This window comes from Sphingopyxis alaskensis RB2256 (assembly GCF_000013985.1).
Classification (GTDB): domain Bacteria; phylum Pseudomonadota; class Alphaproteobacteria; order Sphingomonadales; family Sphingomonadaceae; genus Sphingopyxis; species Sphingopyxis alaskensis.
This window is the reverse complement of sequence record NC_008048.1, coordinates 1,393,678-1,409,354: the sequence shown is the minus strand read 5'-3', so window position 1 is coordinate 1,409,354 and position 15,677 is coordinate 1,393,678. Positions and strand designations below refer to the sequence as shown.

18 protein-coding genes and 3 tRNA genes are annotated in these 15,677 nt (G+C 64.3%); 12 read left to right on the top strand and 9 right to left on the bottom strand.

What is annotated here, in order from left to right; genetic code table 11:
- Positions 1-74: 74 nt before the first annotated feature.
- Together SALA_RS06840 and SALA_RS06835 are read left to right on the top strand one after the other, a co-directional pair.
- Entirely contained in the window at positions 75-821 is a 747-nt protein-coding gene (locus SALA_RS06840; RefSeq protein ID WP_011541645.1) for a glycerophosphoryl diester phosphodiesterase membrane domain-containing protein, read from the top strand.
- 105 nt (positions 822-926) lie between these two features.
- Positions 927-1,808, top strand: a complete 882-nt coding sequence (locus tag SALA_RS06835; RefSeq protein ID WP_011541644.1) for a hypothetical protein — start codon at positions 927-929, stop codon at positions 1,806-1,808.
- A gap of 51 nt (positions 1,809-1,859) precedes the next feature.
- On the opposite strand, the gene hemF is transcribed toward SALA_RS06835, so the two are convergent.
- Together hemF and SALA_RS06825 are read right to left on the bottom strand one after the other, a co-directional pair.
- Positions 1,860-2,720, bottom strand: a complete 861-nt coding sequence (gene hemF, locus SALA_RS06830) for an oxygen-dependent coproporphyrinogen oxidase (RefSeq protein ID WP_011541643.1) — start codon at positions 2,718-2,720, stop codon at positions 1,860-1,862.
- Positions 2,717-3,175, bottom strand: a complete 459-nt coding sequence (locus SALA_RS06825) for a tRNA (cytidine(34)-2'-O)-methyltransferase (protein WP_011541642.1) — start codon at positions 3,173-3,175, stop codon at positions 2,717-2,719. Before SALA_RS06825 ends, hemF begins: the two co-directional genes overlap by 4 nt.
- Before the next feature lie 223 nt (positions 3,176-3,398).
- Here SALA_RS06825 and petA point away from each other — a divergent pair, with 223 nt between their 5' ends.
- The 5 genes from petA to SALA_RS16730 are packed head-to-tail and all read left to right on the top strand — an operon-like array spanning position 3,399 to position 7,009.
- A complete protein-coding gene (petA, locus tag SALA_RS06820) occupies positions 3,399-3,956 on the top strand; it encodes a ubiquinol-cytochrome c reductase iron-sulfur subunit (protein ID WP_011541641.1) in 558 nt (185 codons plus the stop codon).
- A gap of 13 nt (positions 3,957-3,969) precedes the next feature.
- A complete protein-coding gene (locus SALA_RS06815; RefSeq protein WP_011541640.1) occupies positions 3,970-5,250 on the top strand; it encodes a cytochrome b in 1,281 nt (426 codons plus the stop codon).
- Positions 5,251-5,281: 31 nt separating this feature from the next.
- The gene (locus SALA_RS06810) at positions 5,282-6,091 is read left to right on the top strand and encodes a cytochrome c1 (protein WP_011541639.1); all 810 of its coding nucleotides are present in this window, start codon (positions 5,282-5,284) and stop codon (positions 6,089-6,091) included.
- A 23-nt stretch (positions 6,092-6,114) separates the two neighbouring features.
- Positions 6,115-6,669 (top strand): adenine phosphoribosyltransferase, encoded by a 555-nt coding sequence (locus SALA_RS06805; RefSeq protein ID WP_011541638.1) that lies wholly within the window; start codon positions 6,115-6,117, stop codon positions 6,667-6,669.
- Between the two features lie 13 nt (positions 6,670-6,682).
- Positions 6,683-7,009, top strand: a complete 327-nt coding sequence (locus SALA_RS16730) for a nucleotidyltransferase family protein (RefSeq protein WP_084764683.1) — start codon at positions 6,683-6,685, stop codon at positions 7,007-7,009.
- 130 nt (positions 7,010-7,139) lie between these two features.
- Here the strand turns inward: SALA_RS16730 and SALA_RS06795 are convergent, their stop codons facing one another.
- Positions 7,140-7,919, bottom strand: coding sequence for a DUF1134 domain-containing protein (locus SALA_RS06795; protein WP_011541636.1), 780 nt, complete (start codon positions 7,917-7,919; stop codon positions 7,140-7,142).
- Between the two features lie 243 nt (positions 7,920-8,162).
- Here SALA_RS06795 and SALA_RS06790 point away from each other — a divergent pair.
- Positions 8,163-8,255: transfer RNA gene (locus tag SALA_RS06790), tRNA-Ser, on the top strand.
- Positions 8,256-8,280: 25 nt separating this feature from the next.
- Here the strand turns inward: SALA_RS06790 and SALA_RS06785 are convergent.
- The gene (locus SALA_RS06785; protein WP_011541634.1) at positions 8,281-8,997 is read right to left on the bottom strand and encodes an energy transducer TonB; all 717 of its coding nucleotides are present in this window, start codon (positions 8,995-8,997) and stop codon (positions 8,281-8,283) included.
- Positions 8,998-9,044: 47 nt separating this feature from the next.
- Positions 9,045-9,914: an alpha/beta fold hydrolase gene (locus tag SALA_RS06780; RefSeq protein ID WP_011541633.1), complete on the bottom strand. Its 870-nt coding sequence runs from the start codon at positions 9,912-9,914 to the stop codon at positions 9,045-9,047.
- 108 nt (positions 9,915-10,022) lie between these two features.
- Between SALA_RS06780 and SALA_RS06775 the strand changes: the two genes are divergently transcribed.
- On the top strand, positions 10,023-10,814 hold the full coding sequence (locus tag SALA_RS06775) for an SDR family oxidoreductase (protein ID WP_011541632.1): 792 nt from the start codon (positions 10,023-10,025) through the stop codon (positions 10,812-10,814).
- Between the two features lie 43 nt (positions 10,815-10,857).
- On the opposite strand, the gene SALA_RS06770 is transcribed toward SALA_RS06775, so the two are convergent.
- A tRNA-Val gene (locus tag SALA_RS06770) sits at positions 10,858-10,932 on the bottom strand.
- Between the two features lie 71 nt (positions 10,933-11,003).
- Positions 11,004-11,381: a cell cycle two-component system response regulator CpdR gene (gene cpdR / locus SALA_RS06765; RefSeq protein ID WP_011541631.1), complete on the bottom strand. Its 378-nt coding sequence runs from the start codon at positions 11,379-11,381 to the stop codon at positions 11,004-11,006.
- 140 nt (positions 11,382-11,521) lie between these two features.
- On the opposite strand from cpdR, the gene SALA_RS06760 reads away from it, so the two are divergent.
- A complete protein-coding gene (locus SALA_RS06760; RefSeq protein ID WP_011541630.1) occupies positions 11,522-12,397 on the top strand; it encodes an N-formylglutamate amidohydrolase in 876 nt (291 codons plus the stop codon).
- Between the two features lie 183 nt (positions 12,398-12,580).
- Here SALA_RS06760 and SALA_RS06755 read toward each other — a convergent pair.
- A tRNA-Pro gene (locus tag SALA_RS06755) sits at positions 12,581-12,657 on the bottom strand.
- Between the two features lie 108 nt (positions 12,658-12,765).
- Complete coding sequence (locus tag SALA_RS06750) at positions 12,766-13,194, bottom strand: JAB domain-containing protein (protein ID WP_153802653.1); 429 nt, start codon at positions 13,192-13,194, stop codon at positions 12,766-12,768.
- Between the two features lie 116 nt (positions 13,195-13,310).
- On the opposite strand from SALA_RS06750, the gene thyA reads away from it, so the two are divergent.
- Both thyA and SALA_RS06740 read left to right on the top strand, forming a co-directional pair.
- Positions 13,311-14,273 carry a thymidylate synthase gene (thyA, locus tag SALA_RS06745; protein ID WP_011541628.1) on the top strand — a complete coding sequence of 321 codons (963 nt, stop codon included), beginning with the start codon at positions 13,311-13,313 and terminating at the stop codon, positions 14,271-14,273.
- Positions 14,274-14,365: 92 nt separating this feature from the next.
- Complete coding sequence (locus tag SALA_RS06740; RefSeq protein WP_011541627.1) at positions 14,366-15,676, top strand: 3-methyl-2-oxobutanoate dehydrogenase (2-methylpropanoyl-transferring) subunit alpha; 1,311 nt, start codon at positions 14,366-14,368, stop codon at positions 15,674-15,676.
- The last annotated feature ends 1 nt before the right edge of the window (position 15,677 follow it).

The following is a 15,677-nucleotide window of genomic DNA, read 5'->3' as shown; positions in this document are numbered from 1 at the left end:
GACAGGGCTGGACAGACGCGGCGAACATCGTCACTTTCGTTGCGTCGGGGAAATCGAAAAATCACGGGGTATCAATGACAAAATTCGACATGGGCGCGGCGTGGGACGACACCTTGCTGCTGCTCAAATCGCATACGGCGCTGATCGTCACGATCGCCGGTGTTTTTTTCTTTCTGCCCGCGCTCGCCTTTGCCTGGTTCGGACCCGTGCCGGTCGAGCCGCCCGCGGGCGCCGATTTCGATCAGCTGATGACCGCTTTTCGGGAAAGCTTCCGCCAGATGATCCCCGGCCAGATCGTCGTCGCGCTTTGCACGATGGTCGGCACGGTGGCGATCCTGCGGTTGTGGCTGGCGCGCACGGGGGTCAGCGTCGGCGAAGCGCTCACCTTTGGCTTCATGCTTTTTCCGACGATGCTGGCGGTCCAGATATTGTCGGGAATTGCGATCGGCATCGGGGTGATCCTGCTGATCGTCCCCGGCCTCTATCTCGTCGGGCGGCTGGCGCTCGTCGCGCCGGCGATTGCGGACCGGGCGATCTACAATCCCATCGAGGCGATCCGCACGAGCTGGGAACTGACGCGGAACAACGGCTGGGCCATCTTTTTCTTCCTGCTTCTGGTCGGGCTGGTGATCTTCATCGTCGCGCTGATCGTCGGCGGCGTTCTGTCGGTCGTCGCGGGAAGCGGACCCGGCTTTGGCCGGATGGTTGGCGGCGTTGTCGAAGCGGCGTTCGGCGCGATCGGCAGCCTGTTCTCGATCGCCGTCGCCGCTGCCGCCTATCGCCAGCTTGCGCTGCGCAGCGCCTCCGACGTGTTTCAGTGAGGCGGCCGATCGGAACGGATAAACAAGGCGTATCGCGTCACGTCAAAAAGGCTCTCACCCGCATCCGCGTGAACGAAAGACGGTTCGACAACAGGGGGAAGTGACATGAATAAAATGACGATCGGCGGCGCCTTTTCGGAAACGTTCGCGTTTCTGAAGGCCAATTGGATGCAGATGCTGTTGTGGGTCGGCGGGGCGCTGATCCTTGTCGGCCTGCTCGGTTATCTGTTTTTGGGGTCGACCTTTTCGGCGATGGCGATGGCGCCGAACGATCCGTCGCTCGTCATGGGCGCCTTCGGCCGGATCGGCCTCTTTGCGATCATCGCGGCGGTCATCTTCTATGGCGTGTCGATGCTCATCTGGCGCGGCGGGATGCACCCCGGCGAAGCGCCGAACTTCGCCTGGGCCCTTCAGGCCGGACCGGCGCTGGCCTTTGGCATGATCGTGGTGATGATCGCCGCCTATATCGTCATTTTCATCGTCATGCTCATCCTGACGCTGATTTTCGGCGCGGCGCTCGGCGGCATGGGCGCCTTTTCGCCCGCGGCGCTGGAATCCGGCGGCGCCGGGGCGATCGGCGGTGGCGCGATCTTTGTGATGATCGTCGTCTATATCGCGATCATTGTCTTCATGCTGTGGCTTCAGGGCCGCTTCATCGTCGCGGGGCCGGTGATGGCTGACCGCCTGACGCGCAATCCGGTGACGGGGCTTGGTGAATCGTGGCGGCTGACCGGGCCTTCGCAGTGGGTGATCGTTGGGTTCTACCTGCTCTTCACCATCGGCGTCGTCGCCTATGCGATCGTCGCGGGCATGATCTTCGGCGGCATCCTGGGGGCGATCGCCGGGGGGTCGGTCGTCGGCGCGATGTTGACGATGATCCTGATGGCGGCGCTTGTCTATCTGCCGATCATGATGCTTTCTTTCTCGGTGCCGGTCGGCGTGTATCGCGCTATCGCTCCGCGCGCATCGGGCGACATCTTCGCCTGATCGGCGCAGACGATCAGGAAGGGGCGCTCCACTGGCTGCGGGGCGCCCTTTTCAGCTCCACTTGGCGAGCGGCGGCAGGCTCATCAGGATGGCGTCGATATTGCCGCCGGTCTTGAGGCCGAAGAGCGTGCCGCGGTCGTAGACGAGATTGAACTCGGCATATCGGCCGCGCCAGACGAGTTGCGCGTCGCGTTCGGCGTCGGTGAAGGGCTGATCCATCCGACGTCGCACGATCCGCGGGAAGATGTCGAGGAACGCCTCGCCCACCGCCTGCGTCAACTGGAAATTGCGATCGAACTCGGCGTCGTCGCCGCATTCGAGATGGTCGTAGAAGATACCGCCGACGCCGCGGTGGACGCCGCGGTGCGGAATATAGAAATACTCGTCCGCCCATTTGGCATAGCGTTCATAGACATCGGGACCGAAGGGGGCACAGGCGGCGCGCAGTCGCGCGTGAAAGGCATCGGTGTCCTCCTGGTACGGGATCGGTGGATTGAGGTCGGCGCCACCGCCGAACCAGCGCTTCGTCGTGACGAGGAAGCGCGTGTTCATATGCACGGCGGGGACGTGCGGGTTCGCCATATGCGCGACGAGGCTGATCCCCGTCGCGAAAAAGCGCGGATCGTCGCCCGCGCCATGGATCGAGGACGCGAAATCGGGCGCGAACTCGCCGCCGACGGTCGAGACGTTGACGCCGACCTTTTCAAACACCTTGCCCGTCATCACTCCGCGCACACCACCGCCGCCTTCGCCGGGTTCAAGTCCCTCGGCCTCGCGATCCCACGACGTATAGGTGAAGCGCGCGTCGCTGCCCGCTTCGGCCTCGATCGCCTCGAACTCGGCGCAGATGCGGTCGCGAAGCGATTCGAACCAGTTGCGCGCCTTCTGTTGCTGCGGATCGAGCGGGATCATGCCGGAAAGCCTTTCGTCTGCCTGAGCGCCTCGGCGAGCGCGATGCCAGCCGCGACCGCGACATTCAAGCATCGAAAGCCGGGCTGCATCGGAATCGCGACCCGTTCGGCGGCGGCGGCGTGAACGTGCGGCGGAACGCCTGCACTTTCCGATCCGAACAGCAATATGTCGCCGTGCGCGAACGCGAAGTCAGGCAGCCGTGTGGCGCCTGCGGTGGTCAGGAGAACCAGCCGACCCGCCGTGCTGTGCGACCAGCCGGAAAAGCCGTCCCAATCGGCGTGGCGCCGCACGTCGGCGCGCGCGGCATAGTCCATGCCGGCGCGCCGGAGCGCCGCGTCGCCGAACGGAAAGCCGCACGGCTCGATGATATGCGCGGGCACGCCGAAGCAGGAGGCGGTGCGCAGAATCGTGCCGACATTGCCGGCGATGTCGGGTTGGAACAATGCGATTTCCATGTCGCCGCTATAAAGGCGAAGGCGCCACGAATCGAGAGGTCTGGCTGCGGCGGGGCGGCCGGGTGGCGGAAGCGGAAATTGCCTGTTGGCAAGCCCGGACTGTGCGGCTATCAGGCCCGCAATTCCCGGAGGGGCCGCCGGGTTGTGCGCTTTCGTGCGCGTGCAACAGAGCGAGCCATTGCTTCGAGAACGATTTCTAGTTCACCCATGCAAGGGCAGTCGAATGGCCAGTGAAACTGAACTCAACGCCGGTATCGAGGATGGCGTGCGCCGTCGGGATTTCATCAATATCGCAGCGGTGAGTTTCGCGGGCGTCGGCGCGGTTGCGGCGGTGCTGCCGCTCGTCAACCAGATGAACCCGTCGGCCGACGTGCTGGCGCTGTCGTCGACCGAAATCGACATTTCGGCGATCGGCACGGGGCAGGCGATCAAGACGAGCTGGCGCAAGCAGCCGGTGTTCGTGCGCAACCTGACCGCCGCCGAGATCGCCGAGGCGAACAGCGTGCCGCTGAGCGACCTGCGCGACGCGCAGACGCTCGCCGAGCGCACCAAGCCCGGCAGGGAAAACTGGCTGATCACCCTTGGCGTCTGCACCCATCTGGGCTGCGTCCCGCTGGGTGCCGCCGAGGGCGAGAACCGCGGCGATTACGGCGGTTATTTCTGCCCGTGCCACGGTTCGCACTACGACACCGCGGCGCGCATCCGCAAAGGGCCGGCGCCCACCAACCTGGTCGTGCCGCCTTATGAATTCACCAGCGACACCGTCGTGACGATCGGCTGAGGAGCGAGATAAGATGAGCTTTCCCTGGGCCAAGCAATATGAACCCCAGCAGCCGCTGATGAAGTGGCTGGACGAGAAGCTGCCGCTGCCGCGCCTCGTCTATAACGCGATCGGCGCCGGTTATCCTGTGCCCCGAAATCTCAACTATTTCTGGAACTTCGGCGTCCTCGCCGGCGCTGCGCTGGTGATTCAGATCGTCACCGGCATCGTGCTCGCGATGCACTATGCCGCCAACGCCGGGGTCGCGTTCAATTCGGTCGAGCATATCATGCGCGACGTGAACGCCGGCTGGTTCATCCGCTATGCGCACATGAACGGCGCCAGCATGTTCTTCATCGTCGTTTATCTGCACATTTTCCGCGGCCTTTATTACGGGTCGTACAAGGCGCCGCGCGAAATGGTGTGGCTCCTCGGCGTCGTGATTTTCCTGCTGATGATGGCCACCGCCTTCATGGGCTATGTGCTTCCCTGGGGCCAGATGAGCTTCTGGGGCGCGCAGGTGATCACCGGTTTCTTCTCGGCGATCCCGATGGTCGGCGAACCGATCCGCCAGTGGCTGCTCGGCGGTTTTGCGCCCGACAATGCGGCGCTCAACCGCTTCTTCTCGCTGCACTATCTGCTGCCCTTCGTAATCGCGGGAGTCATCATCCTGCACATCTGGGCGCTGCACATCCCCGGGTCGAACAACCCGACGGGCATCGAGGTGAAGGACGAACAGGACACCGTTCCCTTCCATCCCTATTATACGGCGAAAGACGGCTTCGGCGTCGGCGTCTTCCTGCTCGTCTTTGCGGCGCTGACCTTCTTCACGCCGAACCTGCTCGGCCACGCCGACAATTATATCCCGGCGAACCCGCTTTCGACGCCCGCGCACATCGTGCCCGAATGGTATTTCTGGCCCTTCTACGCGATCCTGCGCGCCTTCACCTTCAACTTCCTGTGGATCGACGCGAAGCTTTGGGGCGTTATCGCAATGTTCGCGGCGATCGCGTTGCTCTTTTTCCTGCCGTGGCTCGACAGTTCGCCGGTGAAATCGTCGACCTATCGTCCGCTCTATCGCATCTTCTTCTGGGTGCTGGTGGCCGACGTCGTCCTGCTCGCCATCTGTGGCAAGATGCCCGCCGAACAGCCGTGGGTCATCCTCAGCCAGATCGGTTCCATCTATTATTTCGCGCACTTCCTGATCATTCTGCCGATCGTGTCGCGCATCGAGCGACCCTTGCCGATGCCGAAATCGATCACGGAAGCGGTCCTTGCAAAGCATGCCGACGACAAGTCGGCGGCCACGGCCTGAGCGCCGGACATTTATAGGAGCTGATACAGCCATGGTTCGTCCGCTCGGTTTTCTCGTCGGCCTGGGTTTCATCACGGCGCTCGTCTTTGCGATCTTCACCACGCCGCTGAAGAATGAACCCAATGTCGCCCATAGTTTCGTCAAGCACCCAAGGCATCTGAAGCTGGCAAGCGACGGCCTGATGCCGCACTGGGATCTGGCGCAGCTTCAGCGCGGGATGCAGGTGTACAAGGAGGTCTGCTCGGCCTGCCACAGCCTCAATCTCGTCGCCTTCCGCAACATTCAGGATCTGGGCTACACAGAAGGCCAGGTGAAGAGTTTCGCCAAGGGTTTCCAGGTGCCGTCGATCAACCCCGACACGGGTGAACCGGCGACGCGCGACGGGCTGCCCTCGGATCATTTCCCGGCGCCCTATGCGAACGAGGTCGCGGCGCGCGCGGCAAACAACAATGCGCTGCCGCCCGACCTGTCGCTGATCACCAAGGCGCGCGAAGGCGGCAAGGATTATGTCTATTCGCTGCTGACGGGCTATCAGAATCCCCCCGCCAACCTGCCGAAGGAACTGCGTCCGGGCACGGGGCTGCATTACAACCCCTATTTCCCCAACCTGAACCTGGCGATGGCGAAGCCGCTGTCCGACGGGCAGGTGACCTATGCCGACGGCACCAGGGCAACGGTCGATCAGATGGCGAAGGACGTGACCGCTTTCCTCGTCTGGACCGCGGAGCCCAAGCTGGTGAAGCGGGTGCAGGTGGGTTGGGCCGTGATCGGCTTCCTGCTGATCTTTACCGTGCTGACCTATTTGTCGTACCGCAACATCTGGGCCGACAAGAAGCATTGAGTGCCGCGGAGGGCGACCGGTTGATGATCGCCCTCCCGCCGCAGCCGGATCTCGACCTTGCGTCGCTGGTCCGCACCATCCCCGATTTTCCCAGGCCGGGCATCCAGTTTCGCGACATCACCACGCTGATCGGCGACGCCGTCGGCTTTGCCGAAAGCGTACGCCGATTGAGCGCGTGCGCCGCGGCCTATCGTCCCGACCTGATCGTCGCGGTCGAGGCGCGCGGTTTCCTGTTCGGCGCGGCGATGGCGACCGCGATGGGGCTGGGTGTCGTGCCGGTGCGCAAGGCGGGCAAGCTGCCCGGCGTCACGATCGGTGTCGATTATGAACTCGAATATGGCACCGACCGGCTCGAGCTGCACGAAGGGGCGGTGCTGCCGGGGCACCGCGTCGTGCTGGTCGATGATTTGCTCGCGACGGGCGGCACGATCCTCGCCACGGCGGCACTGATGCGGAGCGTCGGGGCCGAGGTTGCGGCGGCGCTCTTCGTTATCGACCTGCCAGATTTGGGTGGGTCTGCGCGCTTGGGTGCGGCGGGGCTGCGTTGCGAGACGCTGATTGCCTTCAACGGCGATTAGAGCGGCGTGCTGGATGAACGTGGATAAGCACGCAACTCTTGGGGCGCTTCTATCCAGCGATCCGCCGCGAATGGAAGCATTGGCAGCTGTCGCTGCCCTGAAACTTCCAGACTGCTGGATCAGAGCGGGCTTCGTTCGAGACGCTGTATGGGATCATCTACGCGGGCGTGCCCCGACTTTTCCACAAGCAGATGTTGATGTGGTCTGGTTCGCGCCGGAGATGGCGAGTGCGAAAGTCGATCGGGATATCGAGCAACGGCTGCATGCCTATGTCCCGCGATACAATTGGTCGGTCAAAAATCAGGCGCGGATGCACCACCGCAATCATGATGCGCCCTAGGCGTCAACGGCGCATGCGATGAGGCACTGGCCCGAGACGGCAACCGCGATAGCCGCCGGAGCCAACACCGCACAACAAAAAGGCCCGCGCCGAAGCGCGAGCCATCTTTTTGGTTACGCCCGCAGTTTTGTCAGAACGGCAGCCAGTTCTGCTTCTTGCGGAACTTCATATAGCCGACATTCGCGCCCAGCCGAGCGCCGACGCCGACGCGGATCGGGATCAGCACCACGTCGCCGCGGCGCAGATAGCTGGCGTTGAAACCGCCCACCAGATAGGCGGCGCCCTCGCCCGCGGGATAGCGCTTGTAGAGGTCTTCGCTGTCGAAAAGGTTGTAGACGAGGACGAAGGTATTGCCCGCGTTCGCGCCCGCGTCGAAGCCGATGGAGGGGCCGGTCCAATAGACCGGAAGCTCGCCTTCGACCTTGTGGTACAGCGTCCCCGAACCGTAACGCACGCCGAGCACCAGTGCGCCGCCGGCCTCGCGGCCGACGATATAGGCGTTGGGTTCGCCCTGTTCCTTCAATATGTCCTCGATCAACGCCGCCAGGCCTTGCGCCCCCTTTCCGAACACACCCTCGGCGGCGCCGATCAGATCGTCCTTCTTGTAGGTCGATCCCGGCTCGTTGGCGGTGGTGGTGGCCGCGACCTCGGCGCCATCGCTGGCAGTGGCAGCGGAATCGGCTGGTGTTTCGCTCGTCTGCTGATCGCCCGTGGCCAGGTCGTCGGCATAGGATTCGCCGGGCGCGGGATCGCCGGTCGCGGGGGGCGGCGCGGGATTGTCGAGATCGGAATCGATCTGCATGTTGCTGGGATCGATTTCGCGCATTTGCGCCGTTGCCGGGGCCGGCATCAGCACGAGGCCGATCGACGCCAATGTCGCCAGGACCATGCCGGTGAAACTCTTGCGCATTGCGAACCCCCAAGGAAAACAAAAACTGTCGCGGCGAACCCCGCGTCGATCATGACCCGCTTTGGCGGGCGGGCAATGAACGGGCGATGACCCGAGTCGATTTTGCGCCAGACCGAATCGATTGGGCGACGAAATGCCGTCCGGTGCGGGAAAAAAGCACGATCTTTGACGTTGCGGGGTGCGAAGCGCATGGCTATAGCGACCCGCCTAGGCCAAACCTGCCGTTAGCGCGGCAGACCATGCGGAGACGTGGGTGAGTGGCTGAAACCAACGGTTTGCTAAACCGTCGTACTGGTAAATCCGGTACCGAGGGTTCGAATCCCTCCGTCTCCGCCACCTTCTCTCCGGCGTAAATGACCTCCTAGCCGCGCGGCTCCAGCCACCAGCGCTGGCGCCAGCCATAGGGGCTGGCGATGGGCTCGCCCGCGGCATTCGTCGCGGGCTTGAAGCGGAAGCGCGCTTCGATGAGGTCGCAGGTCGTCCGGTCGAGCGCGGCGTTGCCGCTCGACCTTGTAACGCGGCACCCGGTGACGCGGCCGTTGGCCTCAATCGTGAAGCGCACCTCGACCTCGCCGCCTGCGCGCTCGCGGCTGGCGTCGCGCGGATAGTCGCGGTCGCGGATCGTGCCGCTGCGCCACGCAGCCCTGGTTCCGCCGCCCGTTCCGATACCCGAACCACCGGCGCCAGTGCCATCGCCGCGGCCGCCCGCGCCCGATCCGGGACCGGGGTCGGGCGTTGCTCCGGCGGCGGGGGCGTTACCGGCGCCAGGTTGCGGCGCCGCCGCGACCGGCGGAGTGAGCGGCGGCAGTTTCGGGGGCGGCGCGGCGACTGCGGCGGCTTTCGCCTGCCTGTTCGCCGCCGAGGCCTTGCCCGCGGCGCGCTCACTGGGCGCCGACGCGGGAACCGTCGCGTCGCGCGGAGCGGGCAGGGCAATCGCGGTGATCGCCGCGCTCGCGCGGCGCACAACATCGAGGTCGAGCCCGCGCGCGAGGCCGAAACCGATGGCAAGCGCCGCGACCAGCGCCGCACCGCCCGACAGAAACTTTTGCGGCCGGGAAACCTGCCCTGAATATGCCATCGTGCCGCCTCGTGTCGCGCGCCCGACGCGCGCCGCCAGCGCCCGGCTTAGAGGAAGTCGTCTAACGTGGACATGAACCGGTCGAACTGGTCGTGATGCAACCAGTGGCCGGCATTTTCGAACTCGATCACCCTGGCGGTTTTGAAATGGCGAAGGCGCCCGTCCCTTTCGGGATTCGAGGCCCAGCTGTCGGCGCCATAGAGCAGGAGCGTAGGACAGGTGATCGCGCCCCACAGCGAGGCGATGTCATCCGGCGGCGCGTCGAAAGCCGGCCAGACATTGAGGTAATTGTCGAACTTCCAGCTCCACGTGCCATCCTCGTTGCGGCTGACGCCGTGGATGGTGAGGTGGCGAGCCTGCGCTTCGGTCAGATAGGCATTTTCAGCCATCATCCTTCCCAGTGCATCCTCGATCGTCGCATAGCGGCGCGGCGAGCGGCCTGCGGCCTGGCGTTTGTCGTCGATCCATTTGCGGAAACGCTCAGCATAAGGCGTCTTTGCCCGTTCGGCGAGCAGCGTGGGCGAGGGGCCGAGCCCCTCGATCGCGACCAGCTTCTGCACATTGGCGGGATAGAGCCCGGAGTAGCGGAGCGCGATATTGCCGCCCAGCGAATGCGCAACAATCGACACCGGACCGCGATCGAGCTGGTGGATGAGTTGGGCCAGATCATAGACAAAGCCGTCGATCGGATAGTTGCCGTCGGGCGACCAGGCGCTGTCGCCATGACCACGAAGGTCGGGGGCGATGACGTGGAAACGGTCCTGAAGCCGCTCGGCGACCCAGTCCCAGTTGCGGCAATGATCGCGCCCGCCGTGGACGAGCAGCAACGGCGGCGCCGCGCGATTGCCCCAATCGACGAAATGGAGCTTGAGCCGCTGCGAGATAAAGCTGTTCGAGGTGGGGCCGGCACTTGCCATCGGATCATCCTTGCTGTCTGTTCCAGTTTCAAAAGGCGACTGGTTTCGATCCGTCAACCCCCGGATCGCCTTCGCGCGATCAAGAAGAAGTGAGGGAGAGAGAGAGAAATGACGACATTCCGCGACGGCCTGCTGGCCGGAAAGACCGCGTTCGTTGCCGGCGGGACGAGCGGTATCAACCTGGGCATCGCCAAACGCTTTGCCGAACTGGGCGCCAAAGTCGCGGTGGCGGGCCGCGATCCCGACAAGGCGGCACATGCCGCGGCCGCGATCGGCGAGGGCGCTCTCGGCCTGTCGGGCGATGTGCGCGACTATGCCGCGATCCGCGGCGTGATGGAGCGGGTCGCGGGCGAGCTGGGGCCGATGGATATCGTCGTTTCCGGTGCCGCGGGCAATTTTCTGGCCCCCGTTCTCGGCATGTCGGCGAACGCCTTTCGCACCGTTGTCGATATCGACCTCAACGGCACCTTCAATGTCTTTCGCGGCTGCCACGACCTGTTGGTGCGGCCCGGCGCATCGCTGATCGCAATCACGGCGGGGCAGGCGGTCAACGCCTCCGCCTTGCAGGCGCACGCCTGTGCGGCGAAGGCGGGGATCAACCAGCTGATCCGCGTGCTCGCGCTCGAATGGGGGCCGGAGGTGCGCGTCAACGGCATCTCGCCCGGCCCGATCGCCGATACCGAAGGGATGAAGCGCCTCGCGCCCGATGCCGCCACGCGGCAGGCGCATTACGACCGCATCGCGATGAAACGCTGGGGCCGGATCGAGGAGGTGGCCGAATCGGCGGTGTTCCTCTGCTCGCCCGCCGCGGGCTATATCACCGGGACGATCCTCGATTGCGACGGCGGCAGCCAGATCGGCGATGCGTCGCGCGGCGACCTGGCGAAGGGCATGGTCTGAAAGCAAAAACGCCGCCAACCCGGCGGGGCGGCGGCGTTTTGAATGGTGGGCGTGGCAAGGATTGAACTTGCGACCCCTGCGATGTCAACACAGTGCTCTACCACTGAGCTACACGCCCATCCCTTTGGGGTGACGCGCCCCCTAAAGGCCTTGGAGCGGCTTGGCAAGCCCTTCGGTGGATCGTTGCGTTTATTGCTGGTGCGACTGGTCGGCGCGCCCGAACAGGCTATCGACCTCGCGCACCAGATCCTTGAGATGGAAGGGTTTGGACAGGAGCTTGGCCTGCGGCACATTTTCCTCGGCACGCAGCGAAACCGCGGCGAAACCGGTGATGAACATCACCTGCGTCTGCGGGGCCGCCTTTGCCGTATGCTGGGCAAGTTCGATGCCGTCCATTTCGGGCATGACGATGTCGGACAGCAGCAGGTCGAAGGTGCCCGAATCGATATAGGGCACTGCCGCCGTGCCGCGATCGACTGCGGTGACGTGATAACCCGCGCTGGTGAGCGCGCGCGCAAGATATTCGCGCATCACATCGTCGTCTTCGGCCAGCAAGATGCGAATCATCGTGAAATCTGTTCCCTGGTCCTTGGAACGTCGCCGGTTCCGCTCGGCGACGCTTGCTTCACCATCGCCATAGCGAGAGAGATTTAACAAATTGGCGTGGCGCGCTGGATTCCTCGAGCTTTTTTTGCCACCCATCCCCCATGACGTCGCACATCATCCTCCCTGCGCCCATCGCCGTCAACCGCCCGGCGGCGCCGGGTCCGGTCGTCGTGTCGGTGCCGCATGCCGGGCGCATCTATCCGCCCGAAATCCTGTCCGCTGCGCGCGTCGATCGCTGCGCGCTCGAGCGGCTGGAGGATCGCTGGTGCGACCGGATCGCGGCGGGCGCGCACGATGCTGGCGCCGCTGTCGTGACGGCGTTCTGGGCGCGCGCCGTTGCCGACTGCAATCGCGGCGAGGGCCAGATGGCGCCGGGCGAGGTCGCGCCGACGCTGCGCGCGCAATTCGCGACGCCGGGGCGCAAGGAGCGCGCGGGCCTCGGCGTTGTGCCGACCAGACTCGCCGATTGCGGCCCCTTGTGGAAACAGCCGATCGACCGCACGGCGCTGGAATGGCGGCTCGATCGCCTGCATCGCCCCTTCCATGACGCACTGGCGGGTGAAATCGCGGCGGCGTGCGCCCGGTTCGGATTCGCGATACTGGTCGATCTCCATTCGATGCCGACGATCCCACCGGGGCAGCCGGGACATGGCGCGCGAATTGTCATCGGCGACCGTTTTGGCGCGACGGCGGCCGAATCGCTCGCCGCTCTGGCGGTCGCTTCGGCATCGGCGCTGGGCGAGCCGGTGTTGCGCAACCAGCCCTATGCCGGCGGGCATATCGTGCGGACGCACGGACGACCCGGTGACGGGGTTCATGCGATCCAGATCGAAATCGACCGCAGCCTCTATCTGACGGCCGAAGGCCTGCCCGACGCGGGCCGCATCGGCTGGCTGTCGCGCTGGTTCGCCGAGTTCATCAGGAAGGCCGGGCAATGGCGCCCCGACGCGCAGTTTCTGCCGCAGGCGGCCGAATAAAAAACCACCTCGCACCGAAGTACGAGGTGGCCAGGGTCCAGGGAGGACGCGCCCGCGTCGAACCCGACGGGGCACTCACCGCGATGGAAAGGGGGGAAACCATGGCGGCGTAGGACAAATCTAGGGATATGTTTGCTGACTTACAAGAAGTGTCAGCGCAGATTCTGCAATATGCGAAGAAACTGGTCGGGGAGAGAGGATTCGAACCTCCGGCCCCTGCCTCCCGAAGACAGTGCTCTACCAGGCTGAGCTACTCCCCGACCGATCTGCGCGGGCGGCCGTGGCCACCGCGAAGGCAGGGCGGTCCTCTAGACGCGCAATCTGCGAACTTCAAGCGCCAATCGGCACAGTGAAGTCGATTGCCCGAACTACAGCATTCCGGCAGTTCGAAAGCTGAAATGACCGTCGGCGACGAAAATCAGATGATCGACCAGATCGACACCGATTGTCCGCAGAAACCGCGCGGCGTCGCGCGTCGCGGCCATGTCTGCGTCGCTAGGCCAGGCGATGCCCGACGGGTGGTTGTGCGCCATCACGACGGTCGCAGCGCCTCCGCCCAGCAGCGCGCGCCAGCATCGCGGCGGGATGATGCAGCGTCGCGGCGTTTCGCCGTCGATGCGTTCCAAACGGACCAGGCGCTGATACGTATCGAAGCCAGCAAGGAGCAGGCTTTCCCGATCGCCGTCGAACTGGGGACGCAGCAATTGCCCCGCAACCGCATCTTCGCCCTCGCACTGCACAAAGCCCCGGCGCCGGGTATCGGTCGCGGCTTTGCTCACAGGGTCAAAGATTGTCATCCTCGTCGCATGGCGCAGGTGCGTCGCGGACCCAACAGCCGACTGCCCCGCATTGGATGGATCGGCGGCGGCGGACGGGGCGACGCCCTTGCCGCCGTGCAGTGCGGAGCCTAGCAATGACAGGGAAAGAAGGGGAGCACGTCTTGGCTGATTCCATCCACTATGAACTGCAATATCTCGACCTGATGCGCCGTATCTGGGTCGACGGTGACGAGCGCGTCGACCGCACCGGCGTCGGCACGCGCTCGCTGTTCGGTGAGACGATGCGATTCTCGCTGAAGGACGACGCCATCCCCCTGCTCACGACGAAGCGCGTTTATTGGAAGACTGCACTGCGCGAACTGCTTTGGTTTCTCACGGGCGACACCAATATCCGTCCGCTCGTTGCGCAAGGCGTAAAGATCTGGACCGACTGGCCGCTCGAGAAATATCGCAAGGCGACCGGCGAGGCGATCAGCGCCACGGATTTCGAAGCGCGGATCGTCGCAGACGCGGATTTTGCGGCCAAATGGGGCGACCTTGGTCCCGTCTACGGTCATCAATGGGTCAACTGGCCGCGCTACGAGCCGGCGGGCGGCGGTCTGTTTCGCCGCGCCGACCACGGGTATAACCAGATTGCGGCGCTGATCGACTCGCTCAAGAACAATCCGGGGTCACGGCGCCACATCTTCACCGGCTGGAATGTCGCCGATCTCGACCGGATGGCGTTGCCGCCGTGCCATATGACCTATCAGTTCCATGTTCGCAGCGACGGCGGATTGTCGTGCCTGCTCTTTCAGCGCTCGTGCGATCTTGGTCTTGGCTTCGCGTTCAACATTTTCGAGGCGGCGTTGCTCACGCGGATGGTCGCCGAGCAATGCGGCCTTTACGCGCATGAGGTCGTGTGGACCGGTGGCGACGTCCATCTCTATCTCAACCACGCCGAGCTGGTCGAACAGCAGTTGGCGCGCGTACCGGAGGGAAAGCCCCGGCTCCGCATCCTGCGCCGACCGCCCAGCATTTTCGAATATCGGTTCGAGGATTTCGTGGTCGAGGATTACGCGCCGCAAGCGCATATTTCCGCGCCGGTGGCGGTCTGACAGCTGCCGTTGCATTCGCATGGCGGCCGTAATAATATGTCGCCACGATGAAATATAACTAGGCGCCGATTCGCGCCCGAAGGGAAGAAGATATGCCTGAAACGCCTGCCCGGGCGGATAAGGGGCGTCCGGCGAGCAACCTGCCGCCGCTGTCGCTTCATATCCCCGAACCGCGCTATCGCCCCGGCGACACGCCCGACTTCAGCGACATCGAAATCCCTGCGGTTGAGGCGACCCCGCGTCCCGGTGAAGCGACCAGGCCCGACGCAATGCGCGAGCTTTGCTATGGCCTTGTCCGCGTCCTCGATTTCGACGGCATCGCCAAGGGGCCATGGAATCCCAACCTCGCCCCCGACCGGCTGCGCACCATGCTGCGTTACATGATGCTGACGCGCGCGTTCGACGATCGCATGTTCCGCGCACAGCGGCAGGGCAAGACCAGCTTCTACATGAAATGCACGGGCGAGGAGGCAACCTCGATCGCCTCGACGATGGCGATCGACCGCGCCGACATGTGCTTCCCCAGCTATCGCCAGCAGGGCATTTTGATCGCGCGCGACTATCCGCTGATCCAGATGATGAACCAGATTTACTCGAATCGCGGCGATCACCTGTTGGGGCGGCAACTCCCGATCATGTATTCGGCGCCCGAACATGGGTTTTTCAGCGTGTCGGGCAACCTCGCCACCCAATATCCACAGGCGGTGGGCTGGGCGATGGCATCGGCGTCGAAGGGCGACACGCGGATCGCGACCGTGTGGTGCGGCGAAGGCTCGTCCGCCGAGGGGGATTTCCACTCAGCGCTGACTTTCGCCACCGTTTATAATGCCCCCGTGATTTTCAATGTCGTCAATAACCAGTGGGCTATTTCGAGCTTTTCGGGCTTTGCCGGCGGCGAGCGCACGACCTTTGCGGCGCGTGCGGTGGGTTATGGCATCGCGGGGCTGCGCGTCGATGGCAACGACCCGCTCGCGGTCTATGCGGCAACGCAATGGGCAGCCGATCGCGCGCGGACGAACAACGGCCCGACGCTGATCGAACATTTCACCTATCGCGCCGAAGGGCACAGCACCTCGGACGACCCCGGCGCCTATCGCGCGGCGCAGGAAGCGAGCGCCTGGCCGTTCGGCGACCCGATCGCGCGGCTCAAGCAGCATCTGATCGCGCTTGGCGAATGGGACGACGCGCGCCACGAAGCGCAGGCGAAGGAACTCGACGATCTGGTCAAGACGACGCAGAAGCAGTCGGAAAAGCTTGGCATATTGGGTCACGGGATGCACCAGCCGTTCGAAACGATGTTCGAGGACGTTTTCGAGGAGATGCCCTGGCACCTCAAGGAACAATGCGCGCAGATGCTCGCCGAGCAAGAGGCCAAGTTCGGCCCCGACTGGAAGCCCGAATGAT

Excerpts from the sequence above, each read along its gene's own strand:
- SALA_RS06835 (WP_011541644.1), top strand. The coding sequence starts at position 927 with ATGAATAAAATGACGATCGGCGGCGCCTTTTCGGAAACGTTCGCGTTT.
- SALA_RS06750 (WP_153802653.1), bottom strand. The coding sequence starts at position 13,194 with ATGACAATCTTTGACCCTGTGAGCAAAGCCGCGACCGATACCCGGCGC.
- SALA_RS06840 (WP_011541645.1), top strand. The coding sequence starts at position 75 with ATGACAAAATTCGACATGGGCGCGGCGTGGGACGACACCTTGCTGCTG.
- SALA_RS06825 (WP_011541642.1), bottom strand. The coding sequence starts at position 3,175 with ATGGAAATCGCATTGTTCCAACCCGACATCGCCGGCAATGTCGGCACG.
- SALA_RS06810 (WP_011541639.1), top strand. The coding sequence starts at position 5,282 with ATGGTTCGTCCGCTCGGTTTTCTCGTCGGCCTGGGTTTCATCACGGCG.
- SALA_RS06785 (WP_011541634.1), bottom strand. The coding sequence starts at position 8,997 with ATGGCATATTCAGGGCAGGTTTCCCGGCCGCAAAAGTTTCTGTCGGGC.
- SALA_RS16730 (WP_084764683.1), top strand. The coding sequence starts at position 6,683 with ATGAACGTGGATAAGCACGCAACTCTTGGGGCGCTTCTATCCAGCGAT.
- petA (WP_011541641.1), top strand. The coding sequence starts at position 3,399 with ATGGCCAGTGAAACTGAACTCAACGCCGGTATCGAGGATGGCGTGCGC.
- thyA (WP_011541628.1), top strand. The coding sequence starts at position 13,311 with ATGACAGGGAAAGAAGGGGAGCACGTCTTGGCTGATTCCATCCACTAT.
- SALA_RS06805 (WP_011541638.1), top strand. The coding sequence starts at position 6,115 with ATGATCGCCCTCCCGCCGCAGCCGGATCTCGACCTTGCGTCGCTGGTC.
- SALA_RS06795 (WP_011541636.1), bottom strand. The coding sequence starts at position 7,919 with ATGCGCAAGAGTTTCACCGGCATGGTCCTGGCGACATTGGCGTCGATC.
- SALA_RS06775 (WP_011541632.1), top strand. The coding sequence starts at position 10,023 with ATGACGACATTCCGCGACGGCCTGCTGGCCGGAAAGACCGCGTTCGTT.
- SALA_RS06760 (WP_011541630.1), top strand. The coding sequence starts at position 11,522 with ATGACGTCGCACATCATCCTCCCTGCGCCCATCGCCGTCAACCGCCCG.
- SALA_RS06780 (WP_011541633.1), bottom strand. The coding sequence starts at position 9,914 with ATGGCAAGTGCCGGCCCCACCTCGAACAGCTTTATCTCGCAGCGGCTC.
- SALA_RS06740 (WP_011541627.1), top strand. The coding sequence starts at position 14,366 with ATGCCTGAAACGCCTGCCCGGGCGGATAAGGGGCGTCCGGCGAGCAAC.
- cpdR (WP_011541631.1), bottom strand. The coding sequence starts at position 11,381 with ATGATTCGCATCTTGCTGGCCGAAGACGACGATGTGATGCGCGAATAT.
- hemF (WP_011541643.1), bottom strand. The coding sequence starts at position 2,720 with ATGATCCCGCTCGATCCGCAGCAACAGAAGGCGCGCAACTGGTTCGAA.
- SALA_RS06815 (WP_011541640.1), top strand. The coding sequence starts at position 3,970 with ATGAGCTTTCCCTGGGCCAAGCAATATGAACCCCAGCAGCCGCTGATG.